The 17,053-nt window shown below is 52.8% G+C and carries 14 protein-coding genes; 5 read left to right on the plus strand and 9 right to left on the minus strand.

The window, feature by feature from the left end:
* On the plus strand, positions 1-654 hold the full coding sequence (locus AAFJ72_RS18005) for a methylthioribulose 1-phosphate dehydratase (RefSeq protein WP_122906505.1): 654 nt from the start codon (positions 1-3) through the stop codon (positions 652-654).
* Between the two features lie 17 nt (positions 655-671).
* Entirely contained in the window at positions 672-1,184 is a 513-nt protein-coding gene (locus AAFJ72_RS18010; protein WP_122906504.1) for a 1,2-dihydroxy-3-keto-5-methylthiopentene dioxygenase, read from the plus strand.
* 56 nt (positions 1,185-1,240) lie between these two features.
* Here AAFJ72_RS18010 and AAFJ72_RS18015 read toward each other — a convergent pair whose 3' ends face one another.
* The 6 genes from AAFJ72_RS18015 to AAFJ72_RS18040 form a co-directional block, all read right to left on the minus strand.
* Positions 1,241-2,356: a Ger(x)C family spore germination protein gene (locus tag AAFJ72_RS18015; RefSeq protein WP_432775081.1), complete on the minus strand. Its 1,116-nt coding sequence runs from the start codon at positions 2,354-2,356 to the stop codon at positions 1,241-1,243.
* Positions 2,353-3,453 carry a GerAB/ArcD/ProY family transporter gene (locus AAFJ72_RS18020; RefSeq protein WP_432775083.1) on the minus strand — a complete coding sequence of 367 codons (1,101 nt, stop codon included), beginning with the start codon at positions 3,451-3,453 and terminating at the stop codon, positions 2,353-2,355. Before AAFJ72_RS18020 ends, AAFJ72_RS18015 begins: the two co-directional genes overlap by 4 nt.
* On the minus strand, positions 3,450-4,985 hold the full coding sequence (locus tag AAFJ72_RS18025; RefSeq protein WP_122906501.1) for a spore germination protein: 1,536 nt from the start codon (positions 4,983-4,985) through the stop codon (positions 3,450-3,452). Before AAFJ72_RS18025 ends, AAFJ72_RS18020 begins: the two co-directional genes overlap by 4 nt.
* Positions 4,986-5,143: 158 nt before the next feature.
* Positions 5,144-6,922, minus strand: a complete 1,779-nt coding sequence (locus tag AAFJ72_RS18030; protein WP_432775086.1) for an acyl-CoA dehydrogenase family protein — start codon at positions 6,920-6,922, stop codon at positions 5,144-5,146.
* Between the two features lie 36 nt (positions 6,923-6,958).
* On the minus strand, positions 6,959-8,137 hold the full coding sequence (locus AAFJ72_RS18035) for an acetyl-CoA C-acetyltransferase (protein WP_432775087.1): 1,179 nt from the start codon (positions 8,135-8,137) through the stop codon (positions 6,959-6,961).
* A 19-nt stretch (positions 8,138-8,156) separates the two neighbouring features.
* On the minus strand, positions 8,157-10,565 hold the full coding sequence (locus tag AAFJ72_RS18040) for a 3-hydroxyacyl-CoA dehydrogenase NAD-binding domain-containing protein (RefSeq protein ID WP_432775089.1): 2,409 nt from the start codon (positions 10,563-10,565) through the stop codon (positions 8,157-8,159).
* 578 nt (positions 10,566-11,143) lie between these two features.
* Here AAFJ72_RS18040 and AAFJ72_RS18045 point away from each other — a divergent pair.
* The 3 genes from AAFJ72_RS18045 to AAFJ72_RS18055 are packed head-to-tail and all read left to right on the plus strand — an operon-like array spanning position 11,144 to position 12,917.
* Positions 11,144-11,971 (plus strand): hypothetical protein, encoded by an 828-nt coding sequence (locus tag AAFJ72_RS18045; RefSeq protein WP_432775091.1) that lies wholly within the window; start codon positions 11,144-11,146, stop codon positions 11,969-11,971.
* 20 nt (positions 11,972-11,991) lie between these two features.
* Positions 11,992-12,375, plus strand: a complete 384-nt coding sequence (locus AAFJ72_RS18050) for a DUF6960 family protein (RefSeq protein ID WP_432775093.1) — start codon at positions 11,992-11,994, stop codon at positions 12,373-12,375.
* Positions 12,376-12,377: 2 nt separating this feature from the next.
* Entirely contained in the window at positions 12,378-12,917 is a 540-nt protein-coding gene (locus tag AAFJ72_RS18055; protein WP_432775094.1) for an RNA 2'-phosphotransferase, read from the plus strand.
* Positions 12,918-13,261: 344 nt separating this feature from the next.
* Here the strand turns inward: AAFJ72_RS18055 and AAFJ72_RS18060 are convergent, their stop codons facing one another.
* The 3 genes from AAFJ72_RS18060 to AAFJ72_RS18070 form a co-directional block, all read right to left on the minus strand.
* Positions 13,262-14,377: an S-layer homology domain-containing protein gene (locus AAFJ72_RS18060; RefSeq protein WP_432775096.1), complete on the minus strand. Its 1,116-nt coding sequence runs from the start codon at positions 14,375-14,377 to the stop codon at positions 13,262-13,264.
* 260 nt (positions 14,378-14,637) lie between these two features.
* Positions 14,638-16,305: a putative ABC transporter permease subunit gene (locus AAFJ72_RS18065; RefSeq protein WP_432775098.1), complete on the minus strand. Its 1,668-nt coding sequence runs from the start codon at positions 16,303-16,305 to the stop codon at positions 14,638-14,640.
* The gene (locus tag AAFJ72_RS18070) at positions 16,298-17,023 is read right to left on the minus strand and encodes an ABC transporter ATP-binding protein (protein WP_432775100.1); all 726 of its coding nucleotides are present in this window, start codon (positions 17,021-17,023) and stop codon (positions 16,298-16,300) included. The genes AAFJ72_RS18065 and AAFJ72_RS18070 overlap by 8 nt, the downstream gene beginning before the upstream one ends.
* Positions 17,024-17,053: the final 30 nt, after the last annotated feature.

Below are 17,053 nucleotides of genomic sequence, written 5' to 3' on the forward strand. Positions count from 1 at the left end.
ATGACCGCTACACTCGAACAACGTCTGGACGCTTTTCGCCGTCTGGATGACGTCAAGCTGACCTTTGCCCGCCGGGACTGGTTTCCCGGCACCAGCGGCAATCTCTCGATCAAAATCCAGGATGAGCCGCTGCAATTTGCCGTAACCGCAAGCGGCAAAGACAAGACCAAACTGTCGCCGGAAGACTACCTGGTGGTCGATGGAGATTCCCGCCCTGTAGACGCGACTTCGCTCAAGCCGTCCGCAGAGACGTTGATCCACGCCGTCGTCTATCAAAAGTTTCCGCAGGCAGGCGCCTGCTTCCACGTCCACACGGTCTGGAACAACCTCATTTCCGAGCTGTACTTCGGCCAGCGCGCCTTCTCCATCCAGGGGCAAGAGCTGATTAAAGGCTTGGGCATTTGGGAGGAAAACGCCCGGATCACGGTTCCGATTGTTGAAAACTTTGCCGATATTCCGACACTCGCTGCTGCGATTGAAAAAGTCATCACCCCGGAAATTCCGGGTGTACTCATCCGCAATCACGGCATTTACGCCTGGGGCGGCAACGACTTTGAGGCAAAGCGCCACCTGGAAGCATTTGAATTTTTGTTCGAGTACCACGCCCGCTGGCTGCAGTTGCGCCAAGCTGTCGTGTCCACTACAACCAATTAATCAAGGAGGTATGCAAGATGGCACAAATCCGTTTTCACGACACGAACGAGTACATTTCCGCACCGGAGGAAGTCATTTCTTTCCTGAACAGCCAGGAGATCATTTACGAAAAATGGGGCGTAGACCGCCTCGATCCGAAGCACCGCGACAACTACAGCCCGACCGAGGAAGAAAAGCAGGAAATTCTCGACGCCTTCAAGCCGGAGATCGAAGCGATCAGCAAGCGCCGCGGCTACCTGACGGCAGACATCGTCGTTCTCTCCGACCAAACCCCTAACCTCGATGAGCTGCTCGTGAAATTCAAGAACGAGCATCATCACACCGACGATGAGTGCCGCTTCTGCGTAGACGGCCACGGCATTTTCGCCATCAAGGGCAAAGACGGACGCTACTTCGACGTCGAGCTTGAGCCAGGCGACCTGATCTCTGTACCGCCTAACTTCCGTCACTACTTCACGCTGATGGACGACCGCAAAATCAAGGCAATCCGCCTGTTCGTCACACCTGCGGGCTGGGAAGCCATCTACTAATACAGAAAGCACCCTTAGCCGTTCCATTGGCGAAAGGGTGCTTTTCCTTTTTTGGCTCACTTGATAACGCCATTGCTTTTAATCGACACCTCCGGCACAAAACGGACATCGGCTTTGGCAAATGCCGCTGCCCAATCATCCTGCACCTTTTTCCACGCCTCGTACTCGTAGGCGCGGGCGTACACGCCAAAGCCAAACGGGTCTGTCCCGTTCTCCTGGCAGCTTTTCACCAGACGTGTGAACTCTTTTCGCAGTTCCTCGACAATCATCTTCTGCATTTTTTTGTAATCCTTTTCCATGTCGAATGGAAACTGCCTTTCAGCGATGTCTACAAGCAATCGCAACTTCACGTCAAAACGGAACTGGTTGTTGCGATAGCTCACCTTCACATCGCGATTGGTGCCTCTTAAAAAAAAGCTGAGCCTGTCCTTGACGATTTTCTTGCGGTCATCCTGAATCGGAAGCGGAATGGTCATAGAAGTCTCACCCGCCCTTTCGTGCAAGAACATTTGCAAAAGCATCGTATCTCTGGACTCAAGCAATCCTGCGTACGTTCCGTCGTGTCTCAGCAGCGCCGTGCCCATAATCTTGACAGCACGGTCCAATTTGATTTCCGTTAGTACAGCCGTCTCTCCTTTTTCCACCATTTGCCGATGAAATTCCTGTACCCTTGTCTTGACCGTCAAGTTCCGCTGATTGGCTGTATCGATCAGCTTGGTGAGGTGGAGCGGAAGGCGCGGTTTATCTATAGGGTCAAAAGCGAACAACTCCGCGAGCGGACCGTCAAAAACCACCACCCGCGCATTGACCGAGAAGCGGGCATCCCGAAACATGACGTCCATCAGTTGGAACCAGTGCGGATGCTCCAGCAGTTTTTTTCCGATCACAAACACCTGGATTTTCCCGGACAGGGTCAAAGCTGTTACCATCTCGTCAAACCTTCCTCTCGCCTGGCGCATCGAATCCGCCTTGACCCCGTACTCCTCTTCATTCAGTCTTGCTTCCCTGCTAAACACCGGACTGGACAAGTAGAAGATTAGCTCATTTTTTTCATTGAGATCGATCCCCGTCATCAGCGTGATCGTCGCATCCTCCAGAATGATCTGGTCTACGCAGCCTGTCAGGGATACGACCATGCAGAAAAGCAGCAGAATTCGCCCATACAATCTCATGCCTTTCTCTCCTCTGACGGCCTTCGCAAAAGCCAGATGGGCACTACAGCCAAAGCGGGCAGGGCGTAGCCAAACACAATCCCGCCGAAGCTCCAGAGCTCCGTCAGCTTCTTCAGGTCGATAAAGTTTGGCGTATACAACCATAGTGCCAGGACGATCAACAGCAAAAAGATAGCCAGATGCTTGCGGTGGTCGACCGTCCCCATCATTTGGCTTGTCGAGAAGACCGTGAAATAAAGATAAGGAAAGCTGGTTGTCGACAAGTAGAACAGATAGAAGGCCAGGAAAATAATATCCATCCGCTCCAGAAAGCGATATTCAATGACCTTCCATAAATTCAGCGTCGGCCACGTATACTGCGTGATTTCATCCGGACTGAAAAACGTGTAGCTAAATACAGTGATGTGCAAAAAAATCAGCATCGACAATGTGTTGGCCACGATGATCCCGAGCGAAGCATATTGCTTTCTTTGCAAAAAAGGATAGAGAAAAAAGGCTAGCTCAAAGCCCAAAAAAGACAAGATCGTCGATTTGGTTCCCGTCACAATCGGTCCTAAGCCTTCCTTCACAATCGGGAGCAAGTAGAGCCATTTCGTGTGGGGCATTGCCGTCATCAGCACAACCGGCATCCACAGTGTCATATAAAAGATCAGCTCTGCATAGCGTCCAAGCACGCGCAGGCCGCCCTGGATAATCATGTAGCACGGGATCGCCAAAAAAATGGTGACGACATATCCGGGCGTCCTGGTGAGAATCCACGTATTGATAATCGCCGCCGTATGGGTAATAACCGTCACAGCGGCCACTGCACAGTAGAGGGCGATTAGAACCATGCATGCTTTGCCCAGCCATTTCCCGAAAAAAAGCGTGAGCAGATCAATGATCGTTTTATCGGGATAGCGCTTCATGATGCTGATAATGAGCAGGCTGGCAATCACTGCCAAGGCCCAGCCCAATATAATCGAAATCCAGCCGTCCGTCCCCGCCACCTCCGCCAACTCGCGCGGCATCGACAATACGCCAATCCCTACCTGTGCGCCGTGAATCAAAAAAATGTACTGGAAGACCGTCAGTTCGTTAAAGGCATACCTTTTCATTTCCCATCTCCTCTTGGGCGGTTATCCCCCTGCCTTTTGGATTGAATGACTCTGGAGCTGACCGGCCGATCTTTCATGCTCCAGAGAGGCAAGCGCACAAAGAAATCTTTCCAGTCACTGAAACGAACAGGCGCCAGCGGGCTTCCGTACGGGACACCGAGCGATTCGAGCTGGATCAGATGGCCGATCAAGCCCATCAGCCCGACGATAATCCCCACGATGCCAAACAGAGCAGCCAGCCCCATCATGAGAAAACGGAGCAGTCGGACTGCTGCCCCCATATCGGAATTCGGGATAATAAACGAGGAGATGGCGGTAAACGCGACCACAATTACCATGATGTTGCTGACAACCCCCGCCTGTACCACCGCCTGTCCAATGACGATCCCCCCGACGATCCCCACAGTCTGTCCAATCGGCGCAGGCAGCCTGACCCCTGCTTCCCGCAGCATTTCCAGTGTCAGCTCCATAATCATCGCTTCAAGCAAAGGCGGAAAAGGCACTCTCTCCCGCGACTCCCCCACAGATAAAATCAGGTCGAGCGGAATCACCTCGTAGTTGAACGAAATCAGGGCGATATAGACAGCCGGGAGAAAGGTGGCGATGAGAAAAGCCATCCCGCGCAACATGCGAATAAACGTCGCGACAAGCCAGCGCGTGCTGTAATCGTCCACGCTTTGAAAAAAGGCAGAAAACGTAGCAGGGCCGACGAGGACGCTGGGTGAACGGTCTACCATGACGACGATCTTGCCCTGTAAAATATGCGAGGCTGCCGAATCAGGGCGCTCCGTTACCATGAACTGCGGAAAAGGGGAAAACGGGTTGTCTTCAATCAGCTCCGCCAGCTCGCCTGAATTGAGAATCGTGTCAATCCTGATGAGCTTGATCCGGTCCTCCATCTCCTGCAAAACCTCCGGGTGAACGACATCCCGCAAATACAGGACCGACACCCGGGTAGCCCCCCTGTCCCCTACCAAAAACTCCTTGATCTTCAATTCCCGGTTGGGCAAGTAACGGCGGATGAGGGCGATATTTTGAATCGCTGTCTCCACAAAGCCCTGGTGGGCACCCTTCAGGGCTGCTTCCAGTTGCGGTTCCTCGATCGCCCGCTGCGGCCAGCCGTGTGTCTCCAGAACGAACGCCTCGTTGCGCCCTTCTACGAGCATGATGCAGCTACCCTCGAAAATCTCCTTTTCAACCGTGGCAAAATCGTAGGCGACCGTGACCTCCCCCACCGAGATCCGGTCCAGAATTTTTGCATCTCCCCTCGCCTGCTGTTTCAGCAAGGGCCGCAATATATTGTTGTTAATGGAGTTTTTGTCGACCAGCCCGGTCAAATATACGATTGCTGCCGTCCCTTCAACAAAACTGCTCTCAAACGTGCGAATGACCAGGTCAGGGGTCAGCGTGAATATGTTCTGCAGTTCGGCGATATTTTCACTCAGGCTGTTGCTTAACGGGCGGGCAGGAAACGACTGAATTCTGTCTTTGGCCGATACCCTTTTTCTTCTCAGCCATCCTCTCAACGTCATCTCGAACCATTCCCATCCTCTGCTAGTATGTTCTATTAGCGTTCGTGACAACTTTCAATAATATGCATGCCCGCCCAATATTCCGCAGCAGCCGCCAATAGAAAAAGGAGCAAAGAATGATTCTTCGCTCCTTTTTTCGCTATGCGTATCTTTGCGGCTTACACCACGTATCCGCCTGCTTCGATGACGCGATCAGCAATCGACCGTTTCAAGGCAACCGTATTGATCGGCGTACGGCGTGTCAGCTTTTTCAGAATGGAGAGGCGCAGCCGCAGCTCATCTCCTTCTTCCATGAAAGCGAGCGCTTCTTTGGCCCACGCTTCGATGCGGTCAAACGCTTCCTGCACATAAACCGCTGTCATCGCAAGCTTGTGCTGCTCCGCTTCCAGACCGTTTGCCGCAATCGCTTTTTCCGTGCGCTTCACGATGCTGTCCATCGCGTACAGCTCGATCAGCATGTCGGCAGCGAAGGCCAAAAGCTCCTGCTCCTTGGCAATCGCTTGCTGGTACTTCATCAGCGCGGAGCCTGCCACCATCAGGATGATTTTGCGTGTCATGTTGAGCAGATGCTTCTCGACCGCAAGTGGCGCTTCCTCGATCTCCTCCGGGTAATAGCTCATCAGTTCGGCTTGCAGGCTTGTTGCTGCTTGCATAAGCGGCAGCTCGCCTTTCATTGCCTTTTTCACCAACGTGTCTGGAATGAGCAGTCGGTTGATCTCATTCGTGCCTTCAAAAATCCGGTTGATCCGCGAGTCGCGGTACATGTTCTCGATCTCGTACTCGGACATGAAGCCGTATCCGCCGTGGATTTGCAGGCCTTCGTCCACGCAGTAGTCCAAAACCTCTGTGGCAAACACCTTGTTGATCGAGCATTCAATGGCGTAGTCAGCAATCGCCTTCGCTACTTCTACGCCGTCATCCGCTTTTTCGCCCAGGCGGCCAAGCGCGGTGTCGAACAGGCCGACTGTGCGGTAAACGGAGCTTTCTGCGGCGTACGTTTTGATTGCCATGTTCGCCAGTTTATTTTTAATCAGAGTGAAATTGGCGAGTGGCGTCTTAAACTGCTTTCGCTCCTTCGCGTAGTTCGTCGCCAGCTCCAGCGCTTTTTTCGCGGAGCCGACTGCGCCGACTGCCAGCTTGTAACGGCCTACGTTCAAGATGTTGAAGGCGATGACGTGGCCTCTGCCCGGCTCGCCCAACAGGTTTTCCACTGGCACTGGCACGTCTTGCAAAATGACGGTGCGGGTCGAAGAGCATTTGATCCCCATTTTCTTTTCTTCCGGCCCAAACGACACGCCTGGGAAGTTGCGCTCGACGATGAAGGCCGTGAATTTTTCGCCGTCGATCTTCGCGTAGACGATAAATACGTCAGCAAAACCGGCGTTGGTGATCCATTGCTTCTCACCGTTAAGAATATAGTGCTTGCCGTCAGCAGAAAGTGTCGCTGTCGTTTTCGCTCCCAGCGCATCCGAGCCGGAGCCTGGCTCTGTCAGGCAATAGGCTGCAAGCCGTTTTCCGGAGGCCAGATCAGGCAAATAGCGCTGCTTCTGATCCTCGTTTCCAAAGTAGACGATCGGCAGCGAACCGATGCCCACATGTGCGCCGAAGCTAATTGCGAAGCCGCGCGCCAGCGAAAACTTTTCAGTCACCAAAGCCGTGCTGACTTTGTCTAGGCCAAGTCCATCGTACTTCTCCGGCACATCACCAGCCAGCAGGCCAAGCTCCCCTGCTTCTTTCAGCAGGCGGACGGAAATGTCGAAGTTGTGTTTTTCCAATTCTTCCAGATGCGGACGAACTTCGTTGACGACAAAGTCCTCTGTCGTTTTCGCGATCATTTTCTGCTCGTCGTTGTACTCCTCCGGCACGAACATATCGTCAGCCGAACCTGCGTCAATCAAAAAGCTTCCACCGCGGATCAATTCTTTCGTATCTGCCATGCTATCCCTCTCCTTTTATGAAAATGGACATACGTGCTAGATCATTTCAAAAACGCCTGCGGCGCCCATGCCTCCGCCGATGCACATCGTCACGACGCCGTACTTGCCGCCTCTGCGCTTCATTTCATTCAGCAGCGAGACGGTCAGCTTCGCGCCGCTGCAACCGAGCGGATGGCCCAGGGCGATAGCGCCGCCGTTGACGTTTACTTTTTCCGGGTCCAGGCCAAGCTCGCGAATGACCGCAATCGACTGGGACGCGAACGCTTCGTTCAGCTCGAACAAATCGACGTCGCCCAGGCTGATTCCCGCCAGTTTCAACGCCTTCGGAATCGCGACGACCGGACCGATCCCCATGACATCCGGGTCCACCCCGCCAACGGTAAAGGAACGGAACTTGGCGATAGGTTGAACGCCCAGTTCTGCCGCTTTGTCGGCTGACATGACGATCACCGCTGCTGCGCCGTCGCTCGTTTGCGAAGAATTCCCGGCAGTTACAGTGCCCTGCACGTGGAAAACCGGCTTCAGCTTGGCAAGTGCCTCCATGGTCGTATCCGGGCGCGCACCTTCGTCCTTGTCAAAAATGCGCTCGCGGATATGCACCACTCCGGCTTCGTCTACCGTGTACTGCTTCACCGTCAAAGGAACGATTTCGTCCTGGAACTTGCCCGAGTTGATGGCCGCGACCGCGCGCTGATGGCTGCGCAGGGCGAACGCGTCCTGGTCCTCGCGAGTCACATGGTAGCGCCGCGCCACTTCTTCTGCTGTATGCCCCATGCTCATGTACGCCTCTGGCATCGTTTCCACCAGGGTCGGGTTGAGCGCGATCTTGTGGCCGAGCATCGGCACGAGGCTCATGCTCTCCACTCCGCCTGCCACGACGACGTCCGAGCTGCCGACCATAATCTGCTGCGCCGCATAGGCAATCGTCTGCAAGCCGGAGGAGCAAAAACGGTTGATCGTAATGCCCGCTACGTTTGTCGGCAGTCCGGCGCGCAGTCCGATCAGCCGCGCCATGTTCATGCCCTGCTCCGCTTCCGGCACGGCCGTCCCCATGATGACGTCCTCAATTTCCGCCGGGTCCAGTTGCGGAACACGGCGAAGCAAATCCGCTACGACGGCTGCCCCCATGTCGACGGGATGCACGTCTTTGAGACTTCCTTTTTTCGCTCGGCCGACCGCAGTACGGGCCCCTGCGACGATTACTGCTTCTCTCATCGTTTTACCCTCCTTCTTTCTAGTTGCGCAAAGGCTTGTTTTTCATCAGCATGTGCTGCATCCGCTGCTGGGTCTTCGGCGTCTTGATAAGCGAGAGAAACGCTTGCTTTTCCAGCTCCAGAATGTAGCTCTCGGTCACTTCCGTACCCGCCGGCACGTTGCCGCCAGACATGACGTAGGCGATTTTCGATGCGATCAGCTCGTCATGCTCGGAAATGTATCCGCTCTTTTTCATCGCATAAATGTTTTGGCGTAAGTTAGCGTAGCCTGTCTCCCCGATGACGCGGATTTTGCGCGGCTGCGGCGGCGTGTAGCCTTCTTTGTCCATCGCAAGCACCAGCTGCTTCGCATCGTACAACAGATGGTCGGAGTTGATGCTGATTCTGTCCGTCGGCCGCAAGTAGCCAAGGTTGATCGCTTCCTGGCCGCTGGTCGAAACTTTTGCCATGGCAATGGTCTCAAACGCTCTGGCGACAAACGGGAACGGATCGACTGGCACGCTACCGCCCTCCGGCACGTTTTCCATCGCCCGGAACAGCATCTCCTTCGTGCCGCCGCCACCTGGCAAAAGCCCGACGCCGACCTCGACAAGCCCAAGGTACGTCTCCGCCGCTGCCTGCACACGGTCGGCCAGGAACGTGACCTCGACACCGCCGCCGAGCGTCATGCCAAACGGTGCTGCCACGACCGGGCGATGCATGTAGCGAATCGCTCTCGCTGCTTTGTGGAAATTGCTGACGAGCATGTCAAGCTCCAACCAGTTTTCATCCTGCGCCTCCATCAGTGCCATCGCGAGGTTCATCCCGACGCAGAAGTTTTTGCCCTGATTGCCGATGACCAGTCCGGCGAAGTTTTTCTGCACTTCTATTGCCGCCTGGTTCGCCATCTGCAATACATCCAGTCCGAGTGCGTTGTGCGGCGAAGTGAACTCCAGACACGCGACGCCATCTCCAAGGTCGATCAGGGCAGCGCCCGCGTTTTTCTTAATCAGCTTGCCTTGCTCCTTGAGCGCGGCCAGGTTGATGTTTTCCTTGTTTTCTTCGATGCCCTTGTAGACGCCGCCGATGGAAAAGACCTGGCGCTTGCCTTCTGCCTTCTGATAAAAGGAGGTTTTGCCGCTTGCAAGCAGTTCCTCAACCAGTGCGGGAATCCGCTCGTTTTCCTCGCGCATCCGCGCCACTGATTTTTCCACGCCGATGGCATCCCACGTCTCAAACGGCCCCATCTCCCAGCCGAAGCCCCACTTCATCGCCTGGTCGACCGCGACGATGTCGTCGGCGATCTCGTAAGCCTTTTCAGCCGAGTACAGCAGCACTTTTTTGAAGACGCTCCAGACAAACTCGCTGCCCTTGTCCTTGCCGTACACGAGCGCCCGCAGCTTTTCCGGCAGCGTTTTCGCCGCCTTCGCTGCATCGAGCGACGGGAATTTCGGCTTTACGCTCGGGCGATACTCCAAGGTGTTGATGTCCAGCGCCAAAATTTCTTTGCCCTGCGCCGATTTCACCTGTTTGAAAAAGCCTTGCCCGGCCTTTTGCCCAATCCAGCGCTTCTCGACCATTTGCAAAACGAAATCCGGCACCTCAAAGATGGCGCGCTCGGTTTCGTCCGTACTCTTGTTGCGGACGTTTCCTGCCACATGGACGTACGTGTCCAGCCCGACGACATCCAGCGTGCGAAACGTCGCGCTCTTCGGACGGCCGATTACCGGGCCTGTCAGCGCATCGACTTCATCTACCCCAAGCCCAAGCCGCACCATCTCGTGGAGCGAAACCTGCAATCCGTATGTACCGATACGGTTGGCGATGAAGTTTGGCGTGTCTTTGCAGACGACCATTCCTTTTCCGAGTACATGCTCGCCAAAGTGCTTCATGAAGGCGACGATGGCCGGGTCGGTATCGCGTCCGGGAATCAGCTCCAGCAGCTTCAAATAGCGCGGCGGGTTGAAAAAGTGCGTGCCGAGAAAATGCTTGCGGAAGTCGTCTGAGCGGCCTTCTGCCATCTCGTTGATCGAAACGCCGGACGTATTGGAAGAGACAATCGTTCCGGGCCTGCGGTGTGCTTCGACTTGCGCGAGCACGCTTTTCTTCACTTCGAGGTTCTCCACGACGACCTCGATGATCCAGTCAACTTCGGCGAGCAGTGGCAAATGGTCCTCGAAGTTGCCTGCCGTTATCAGCTCGATGTTCTTTTTATCGTAAAGCGGGGCTGGCTTTTCCTTGAGAAGCCTGTCTTTGCCCGCCTGCGCAATGCGGTTTTTCACTGCGGGATCAGCCAGTGTCAGTCCTTTTTTGCTCTCTTCCTCCGTCAGCTCACGGGGTACGATGTCCAGCAAATAGGTAGGGATTCCGACGTTGGCGAGATGCGCGGCAATCCCGGCACCCATGACGCCCGCGCCAAGTACCGCCGCTTTGCGAATTTTGCGTTCCATCTTCAAATCCTCCTTTAGAAAACCTCTGTCGAGGCATAGTCACAAATGCTGTCTTACTTGCTTAATTTTCAGACTAGTAGATATTTTTATAAGTTCTACTATTCTTTACCATATTCCTGTATGAGCAGGCTCATGCTTCTATTGAATGAATGCTCATTCATTTTGTGGGCCAAAAAATACATCCCACGCATTGGCTTTGCTCCCCGCCTTGAGATGTTTGGCTGCTCCCGACTGAATCACCGTTCAGTTTTATTGTAAACGAAAATTCTGTCATTTGCAATCGCCACTTGCCACTGTTTCTGCTTCTTGCAAAACAACAAGGTGCTGTCTTCCTGGGGACAGCCGTTCACGTGGAAGGGCGGGATCGGACGACGTTCCCAGCGTTTGACGACGAGCCGAAGCAAGGAACACCCCCACCGCCGGAACCGCCGTTTGATTGGGGAAAGCTGGCTCTTTGTGTGTTAGGGGCTGTGGCGATTGTTGGGGCTGTGGCATTGACCGTAGCGACGTTTGGCGCTGGTGCGGTGATTGGAGCGGCAGCGGTGGGGGCTGCTCTCGGAGCAATAGGTGGCGTAGTGATGACCGCCTCGTCCGATCTCATCAACGGGGAGGCGAGCAGTCCGTCGGAGTATATCAAAAGCGCCGCCCAAGGGTCCGTGATCGACGCGGTATGCGGAGCGATTTTCGGCCCCATTGCAGGGATCGGCGGAGGAGCAATTGTGCCGCTTGCGGGCGGACAAACGACCGTAGGGCTTGGCTCGGCCGTTTTTATGGGGGGAACCTCGGGCTATATTGATTATTCGCTGCGGGAGCTGTGGGACGGGCGGACGCCGGATGGAGGTCAGGCGCTGGAATCATTTGCGGTTGGGGCCGCGCTGGGAGGAGCTTTTTCCGTAGGGACGTCCTGGTTGGCGAAAGGTGCTGAGAGGGTTCGCGGGGCGTTGAAGCGGGGGGCGAGTTCGAAGGTTGAGGGGCCGAGTTATTTTAAGGTCGACCCTGCCATGCAAGCAGATGATGAAGCGGCAGGTGTACTGAAGAACGGTAGTTATATTAAGAACCCGACTGCCAAAAATCTAAGTGATTTCATTACCGTTTCGGGTAAAATTGGTAGTAAGCAAATGTCTGGACAGTATATGTACGTAGTAGATACCAATGGGAATATAGTTATTGGTACTAGAGCAGGACAAAAAATGCCTCATCCAACTCTCATTGGTGGCGAAAACCCAAAAGTTAAAGCGGCGGGAATTGTTGAAATTAGAGGTGGACAGATTTACAAGATAGATAATTCAAGTGGACATTTCAAGCCAAGTGCTGAATCGCTCAAAGCTGCAGAAGAAGCGTTTGGAAAGCTACCATCATCTGCATTCAGCCCTTCATTCCAAGGCTATGTTCCTTATAACAAATAATTTCTAAGGAGGTGTTGTTCTTGCTAATTGGTTCCTGGGGAACATACAACTGGTTTGAAGAAGATGGCGAAGGATTCATTCAAGCACAGAGTTTAGAGGGCTTTAGAAATTTGAAACCAGTTGGCAAACTATTTCAATGTGTTGGGATAGATGGAGAATATATTGAGATTCTGTATAATAAGCAGAAATTTAAAGTGAAGCCTGAGTTATTTAAACAAACTCCTAGTCCGACATATAAATTTGGCGAGAAAGTACGTATTAAAAGTAAAGAGGTAATGGGGATTATCTGCGACATAAATTGGCACAGTAAAGAGGCAAGGGAAATGTATTTCATTGAAGTGAACGGAAAAAAGAAGTCTACTCGCTATTTCAACGAAGAACTATGTAATGTGGAGGATAATTAAATTTGGATATATTAAAATTAAGCAGGGAAATTTCGTATGCATTAAGACATGCACCTTGGGAATATGAACTTGAGCTAGATAATGAAGGGTGGGTGGAGATAGGTCAGCTATTAGCTGGATTGCACTTAAATAAACAGTGGGAATCTGTCGACGAGCAAATTATAGTTAATATGATTGAGAATTCAGACAAGAAAAGACATGAGATTTCAAATGGTAAGATAAGAGCACTTTACGGTCATTCAACGTCTGAAAAAATATTAAAAACTGAAGCTACTCCACCATCAATCCTTTTTCATGGAACATCTAGGCATTTATTTGAACGCATTATGAATGAGGGGCTTAAACCAATGGCAAGACAGTACGTTCATATGTCTGTTGACATTCATACAGCCAAGATGGTGGGAAAACGTAAGGATTCAAATCCAATACTATTAAAAATTCAGGCAGGAAATGCTTCACGTGACGGGGTAAAATTTTACCAAGGCAACAATTTAGTTTGGCTGGCAGATTATGTTCCATCTCAATATATTTCTATAGAATAAGCTCGTTTCGTTTAATTTAACATTGATTGGCTTCATGCCTTTGAGGTTTTTGGTGGGGGTTACCCAGTGCCGAATAAACATATCATTCAACCAATAACACATATACCCCATGTAATACCCGTATGAAGATTTCGTCATAACAACTTGACAAACACACTTGTTAAACTTTCAAAGGCTTATTCCCCGAGAACATGACGAGGAATAAGCCTTTTTGTGTGTCGTAGGGCCGACATGTACTCCAAAAAAACAAAAGAACCAAAAAAATTGGACGGGAACATTGCGTCTCCCGCCCAATTTTTTTGCTTTGAAACTTGCTAGACAGCCACCTGTCCCTTGGCACCCGCCTATTTTTCCGAATAAAGCACCGCAATGATTTTCCGCCCAAAAGCACTGGACGCATCCGGCTCCAGCTTGTACTCGATCTGGAAGTCTCCGTTTACCGGATCGAGATAGTGGCCGATCAGCCAAAGGATTTTCGGGTCGTTGCTATCTGCCTTGCTCGTAAGCGTCACCGGGCCGTTGTACTTCGGCACTTGCGGAAGCGTCGCCATTGTTTGTAAAGTTTCGGGAGCGAACACTGCCGCCAGACGGGCCTGATTGTTTTTCTCCAGTGCGAAAAGAGCCGAGCGCAAGTACAACTGTGCGATTTTTTGCTGCTGAACCAACGTTCCGCGGAACTGGGCAGATATATCGGTGCGGTAATAATCGAGCAGTCGCTTCATGACGACGGCGTATTCGGCACGGGTCATGATCCTCTCGGGTGAAAACGTCTTTTCTGTCAAAAACAGCTGGAACTCGCGGATAGCCAGCGGGTACGGAGAGTATGTATCACGGTAGAATCGATCCTGCTTCCACTCGTAAAAGCTGTTGAAGTAAGTAACGGCGTCCTGCGGCTTCAAATTGGCCGTCCGGAATTTTTGCGGAGCCAGTACATGGAACAAGATCAGACTGGCCTCTTCCCTGGACAAAGGCCGCTGCATGGCTTCACTGGACAGCCACCAGTCAGGATTTTCTTTCTGCTGCTTTTTGAGCAGTTGTCCGCTTTCGGCGAGATACAAGTAATAGAGCATCCGGTCGCCGGGATCGTAGCTGGAAAGAGCGTTCGTTTCGACTTGCCAAATCGCCTTCATATTGACCAACAGCTGCTCTACTTCCCCCCGGAGCAGATAGCGGTGGTCCAGATTGTTTTTTCGCTGCGGCTGCTCAAGTGAGCCGTACGCTGTCTCAAATACGCGGTTGAGCAATGCCAGTGCTTCGCCGCGGGTGATCGGGTTGTTCGGATAAAACGCGTGCTTGCTGTTTCGTTTCACAATCCCCAGATTTGCCAGTTCTTCAATCTGTTGCTCTGCCCAGTGTCCTTGGGTGTCATCGAAAACACCTGCAGCATGTGCCCCGCCCGTCCATATCCCTTGCACGAGCAGCAACGCCATGAGAAAACAGAGAGCAAAACGCTTCATCATGTTTTACGCATACTCCTTTCTTCGTTTGCCAGAATCTTTACCCCTTTTTCTATGTAGATGTTCCTGCCCTCTCCTGGGCAGAAATGTCCCGGACTCGACATTCGTCTCGGACAACAATGATCCCCCATTCATGTATCGGGATGGAGCGCGCACTTCTTTATACCCCGTTTTTCCCAAATGTCCCTCATTTGCCTTTATCCAGTGAAAAAAGCCGCACTCCGGCACGGGGAGAACCGCTTCCAGAAGCAGCCTGACTATCCTCAATCCTCAATATTTTCCAGCCATTTTGGCCCTTTGACGACAAGCAGCCGGTAAATGGCAGCGTCCAACAGGGCAAAAAGAGCGAAAAGCCCCAGAGCCGTTGCGAACAGGGAAGCCTCCACATACATCACACACACGACAACAAATCCTCCCGTCAGCAAGCCGGCGAGCAGCGAAAACAGCGGATTGAAATTTTGCTTCACCGCTTCCTGTTCCGAACTCCATACCAGCTTGGGCAGGTGCAGGTCGACCATGATGCCGATCAGGTTGATGAAAATTACGCCTGGAATCCCGCACAGGATCGCCCAAAAAATGAACGTTCCGGGCAGTGCCAGAAGCCAGACCGCTTCGGCCAGCAGCACCAGCATGCCCACCATGCTGAGGATGATGCCGGGCATGACTTTTGCCAGCAAAAGGTGCTGAGGCAAAATCGGCAATGTCTTGTTGTAAAAGAACCCTTGTCCATCCCTGGAAATTGCCGTAACCGATGTGCTGTTAAGAGCGCCAAGCAGCACAATCGCCGCGAAAGCTATCGCCAGGCTGGTAGCCCCGGCTTGCTCGCCCTGTAGCGTCGCTTGCAGGCGCGCGAGTAACTCTCCGCTATCCCGACGCGCAAGCAAAGGCAGCAAGGCCAGGATCGGGAAGAGCAGGCTGGAGAGCGTGCAGTTCAGCAAAAAAGCGGGCGTCCGCCAAAGAATTTTCCATTCCTTCCAGAAGTAAGACAGTAGTCTTGAGCGCTGCTTCACGAGTTTTTGAAAAGCCGTCTTTCCGATCGCCTTTCGTTTGGCTGCGGCTTCGCTGATCCCCATGACCCCCGCGAAGTAAAAGCTGTTTCCGACCACAAGAAAGACGACAAGACTGGCAAGAACCACGAGGAAAAAAGCGGCCAAAAAGCCGAGCGATTCCAGTGTGCCACCATCTTGCAAAGCGAGCGCGGCCAGCCTGCCCGCCGGGAAAAACTGCGTCACCAGATTCAACAGCGCGTTCTCCTGGCTCGCAATCATTTGCTGCAACTGTTCCAGGCTGTCTATCCCGCCGCTCGACTGGCGCTGGACGAACATTTGAAACCCGACTGCCAGACAGATCGCGAACAGGCCACTGATTAGCCGGAAGCGCTCCTTGCTTTTGCCTACGTTTGTAAAGCGCATGAACAGCATGACAAGAAGAGCCGCCATCACTAACGGCACGATGGGCACAGCCAAAAAAATGAGGACGGCAAACAGGTAGTACACAATGCCTCCCCCGCTTTTCACCCCGTATGTTACCAAAAGCGGTCCCAGCAAGACCAGTGCCGTAAGATACTCGTAGCAGAGCGCGACAACGAATTTGGCTCCCAGAATGTGCGCGGGCCGAAGCGGCAACGGCAGCAGTTGCTCGACATCCTGCGAGTAATAAAACACGCTCAGGACGTACAAAATCCCGAAGATGAAAATGGCCAGCGAAGCCACTGTAAATCCTAGCCCAAGCAGCGCCCCTTCCTGTCCGATCAGCGCAAGACCGTCGTACATCGCGGAAAGAAAGACGACTGCCCCGAGAATCATTGGGATAATTCCGATGGCGAGCGCCAAAACAAGCAGAAACTTCTTCCAGTCGCTTCCTTTTTTCGCCCCCCAGATCGATTCCGCATTTTTTAGCAGCACTTTGGATAACAGCAGGACTTTATTCATGCTTCGTCAGCTCCAGGAACAGGCTTTCCAGCGAATGATCCGACTGAAAATGCTGCTGCATCTCCTTGAAAGTGCCGCAAAACAAAATTTTCCCCTTGTTGATAATCGCGACACGGTCACACAGTTTCTCTGCCACTTCCAGTACGTGCGTGGAAAAAAATACCGTTCGTCCGCTGTCGGCATGCTCCCGCATCATTTCCTTTAGCGTAAACGACGCTTTGGGATCGAGTCCGGTCAGCGGCTCGTCGAGAATCCACACCTTTGGGTTATGGACAAGCACACCCATTATCATGATTTTTTGCCGCATCCCGTGCGAGTAGCTCTGAATCGGATCGCCGAGCGCACTCGTCATTTCAAAGCGGTTCGCCAACTCCAGAATCCGCTGCCCGCGCACGTCTTTTGGCACCTGGTACATATCGGCCATGAAGTTTATGTACTCCAGCCCTTTCAGCCGCAAAAACTGGTCCGGACTGTCCGGCACGTAGCCAAATTGCTGCTTGGCCTCAAGCGGCTGTGTCGCGATGTTTTTTCCGTTAATCGTGATCTCGCCCTGGTCCGGGCGGATAATTCCCGTCACCATCTTGATCGTGGTCGTCTTCCCTGCGCCATTGGGGCCAAGGAACCCGAATATTTCTCCATTTGGCACCGTGAGATTCAGTTGATCGACCGCTTTGTTTGTTCCATTGTAGCTTTTCGTCACATTTATCAGCTCAATCATGCCCGTCCCTCCTTTTGCTTATCGTCTTTT

The sequence above is a fragment of the Brevibacillus gelatini genome, from assembly GCF_050920745.1.
Classification (GTDB): Bacteria; Bacillota; Bacilli; order Brevibacillales; family Brevibacillaceae; genus Brevibacillus; species Brevibacillus gelatini.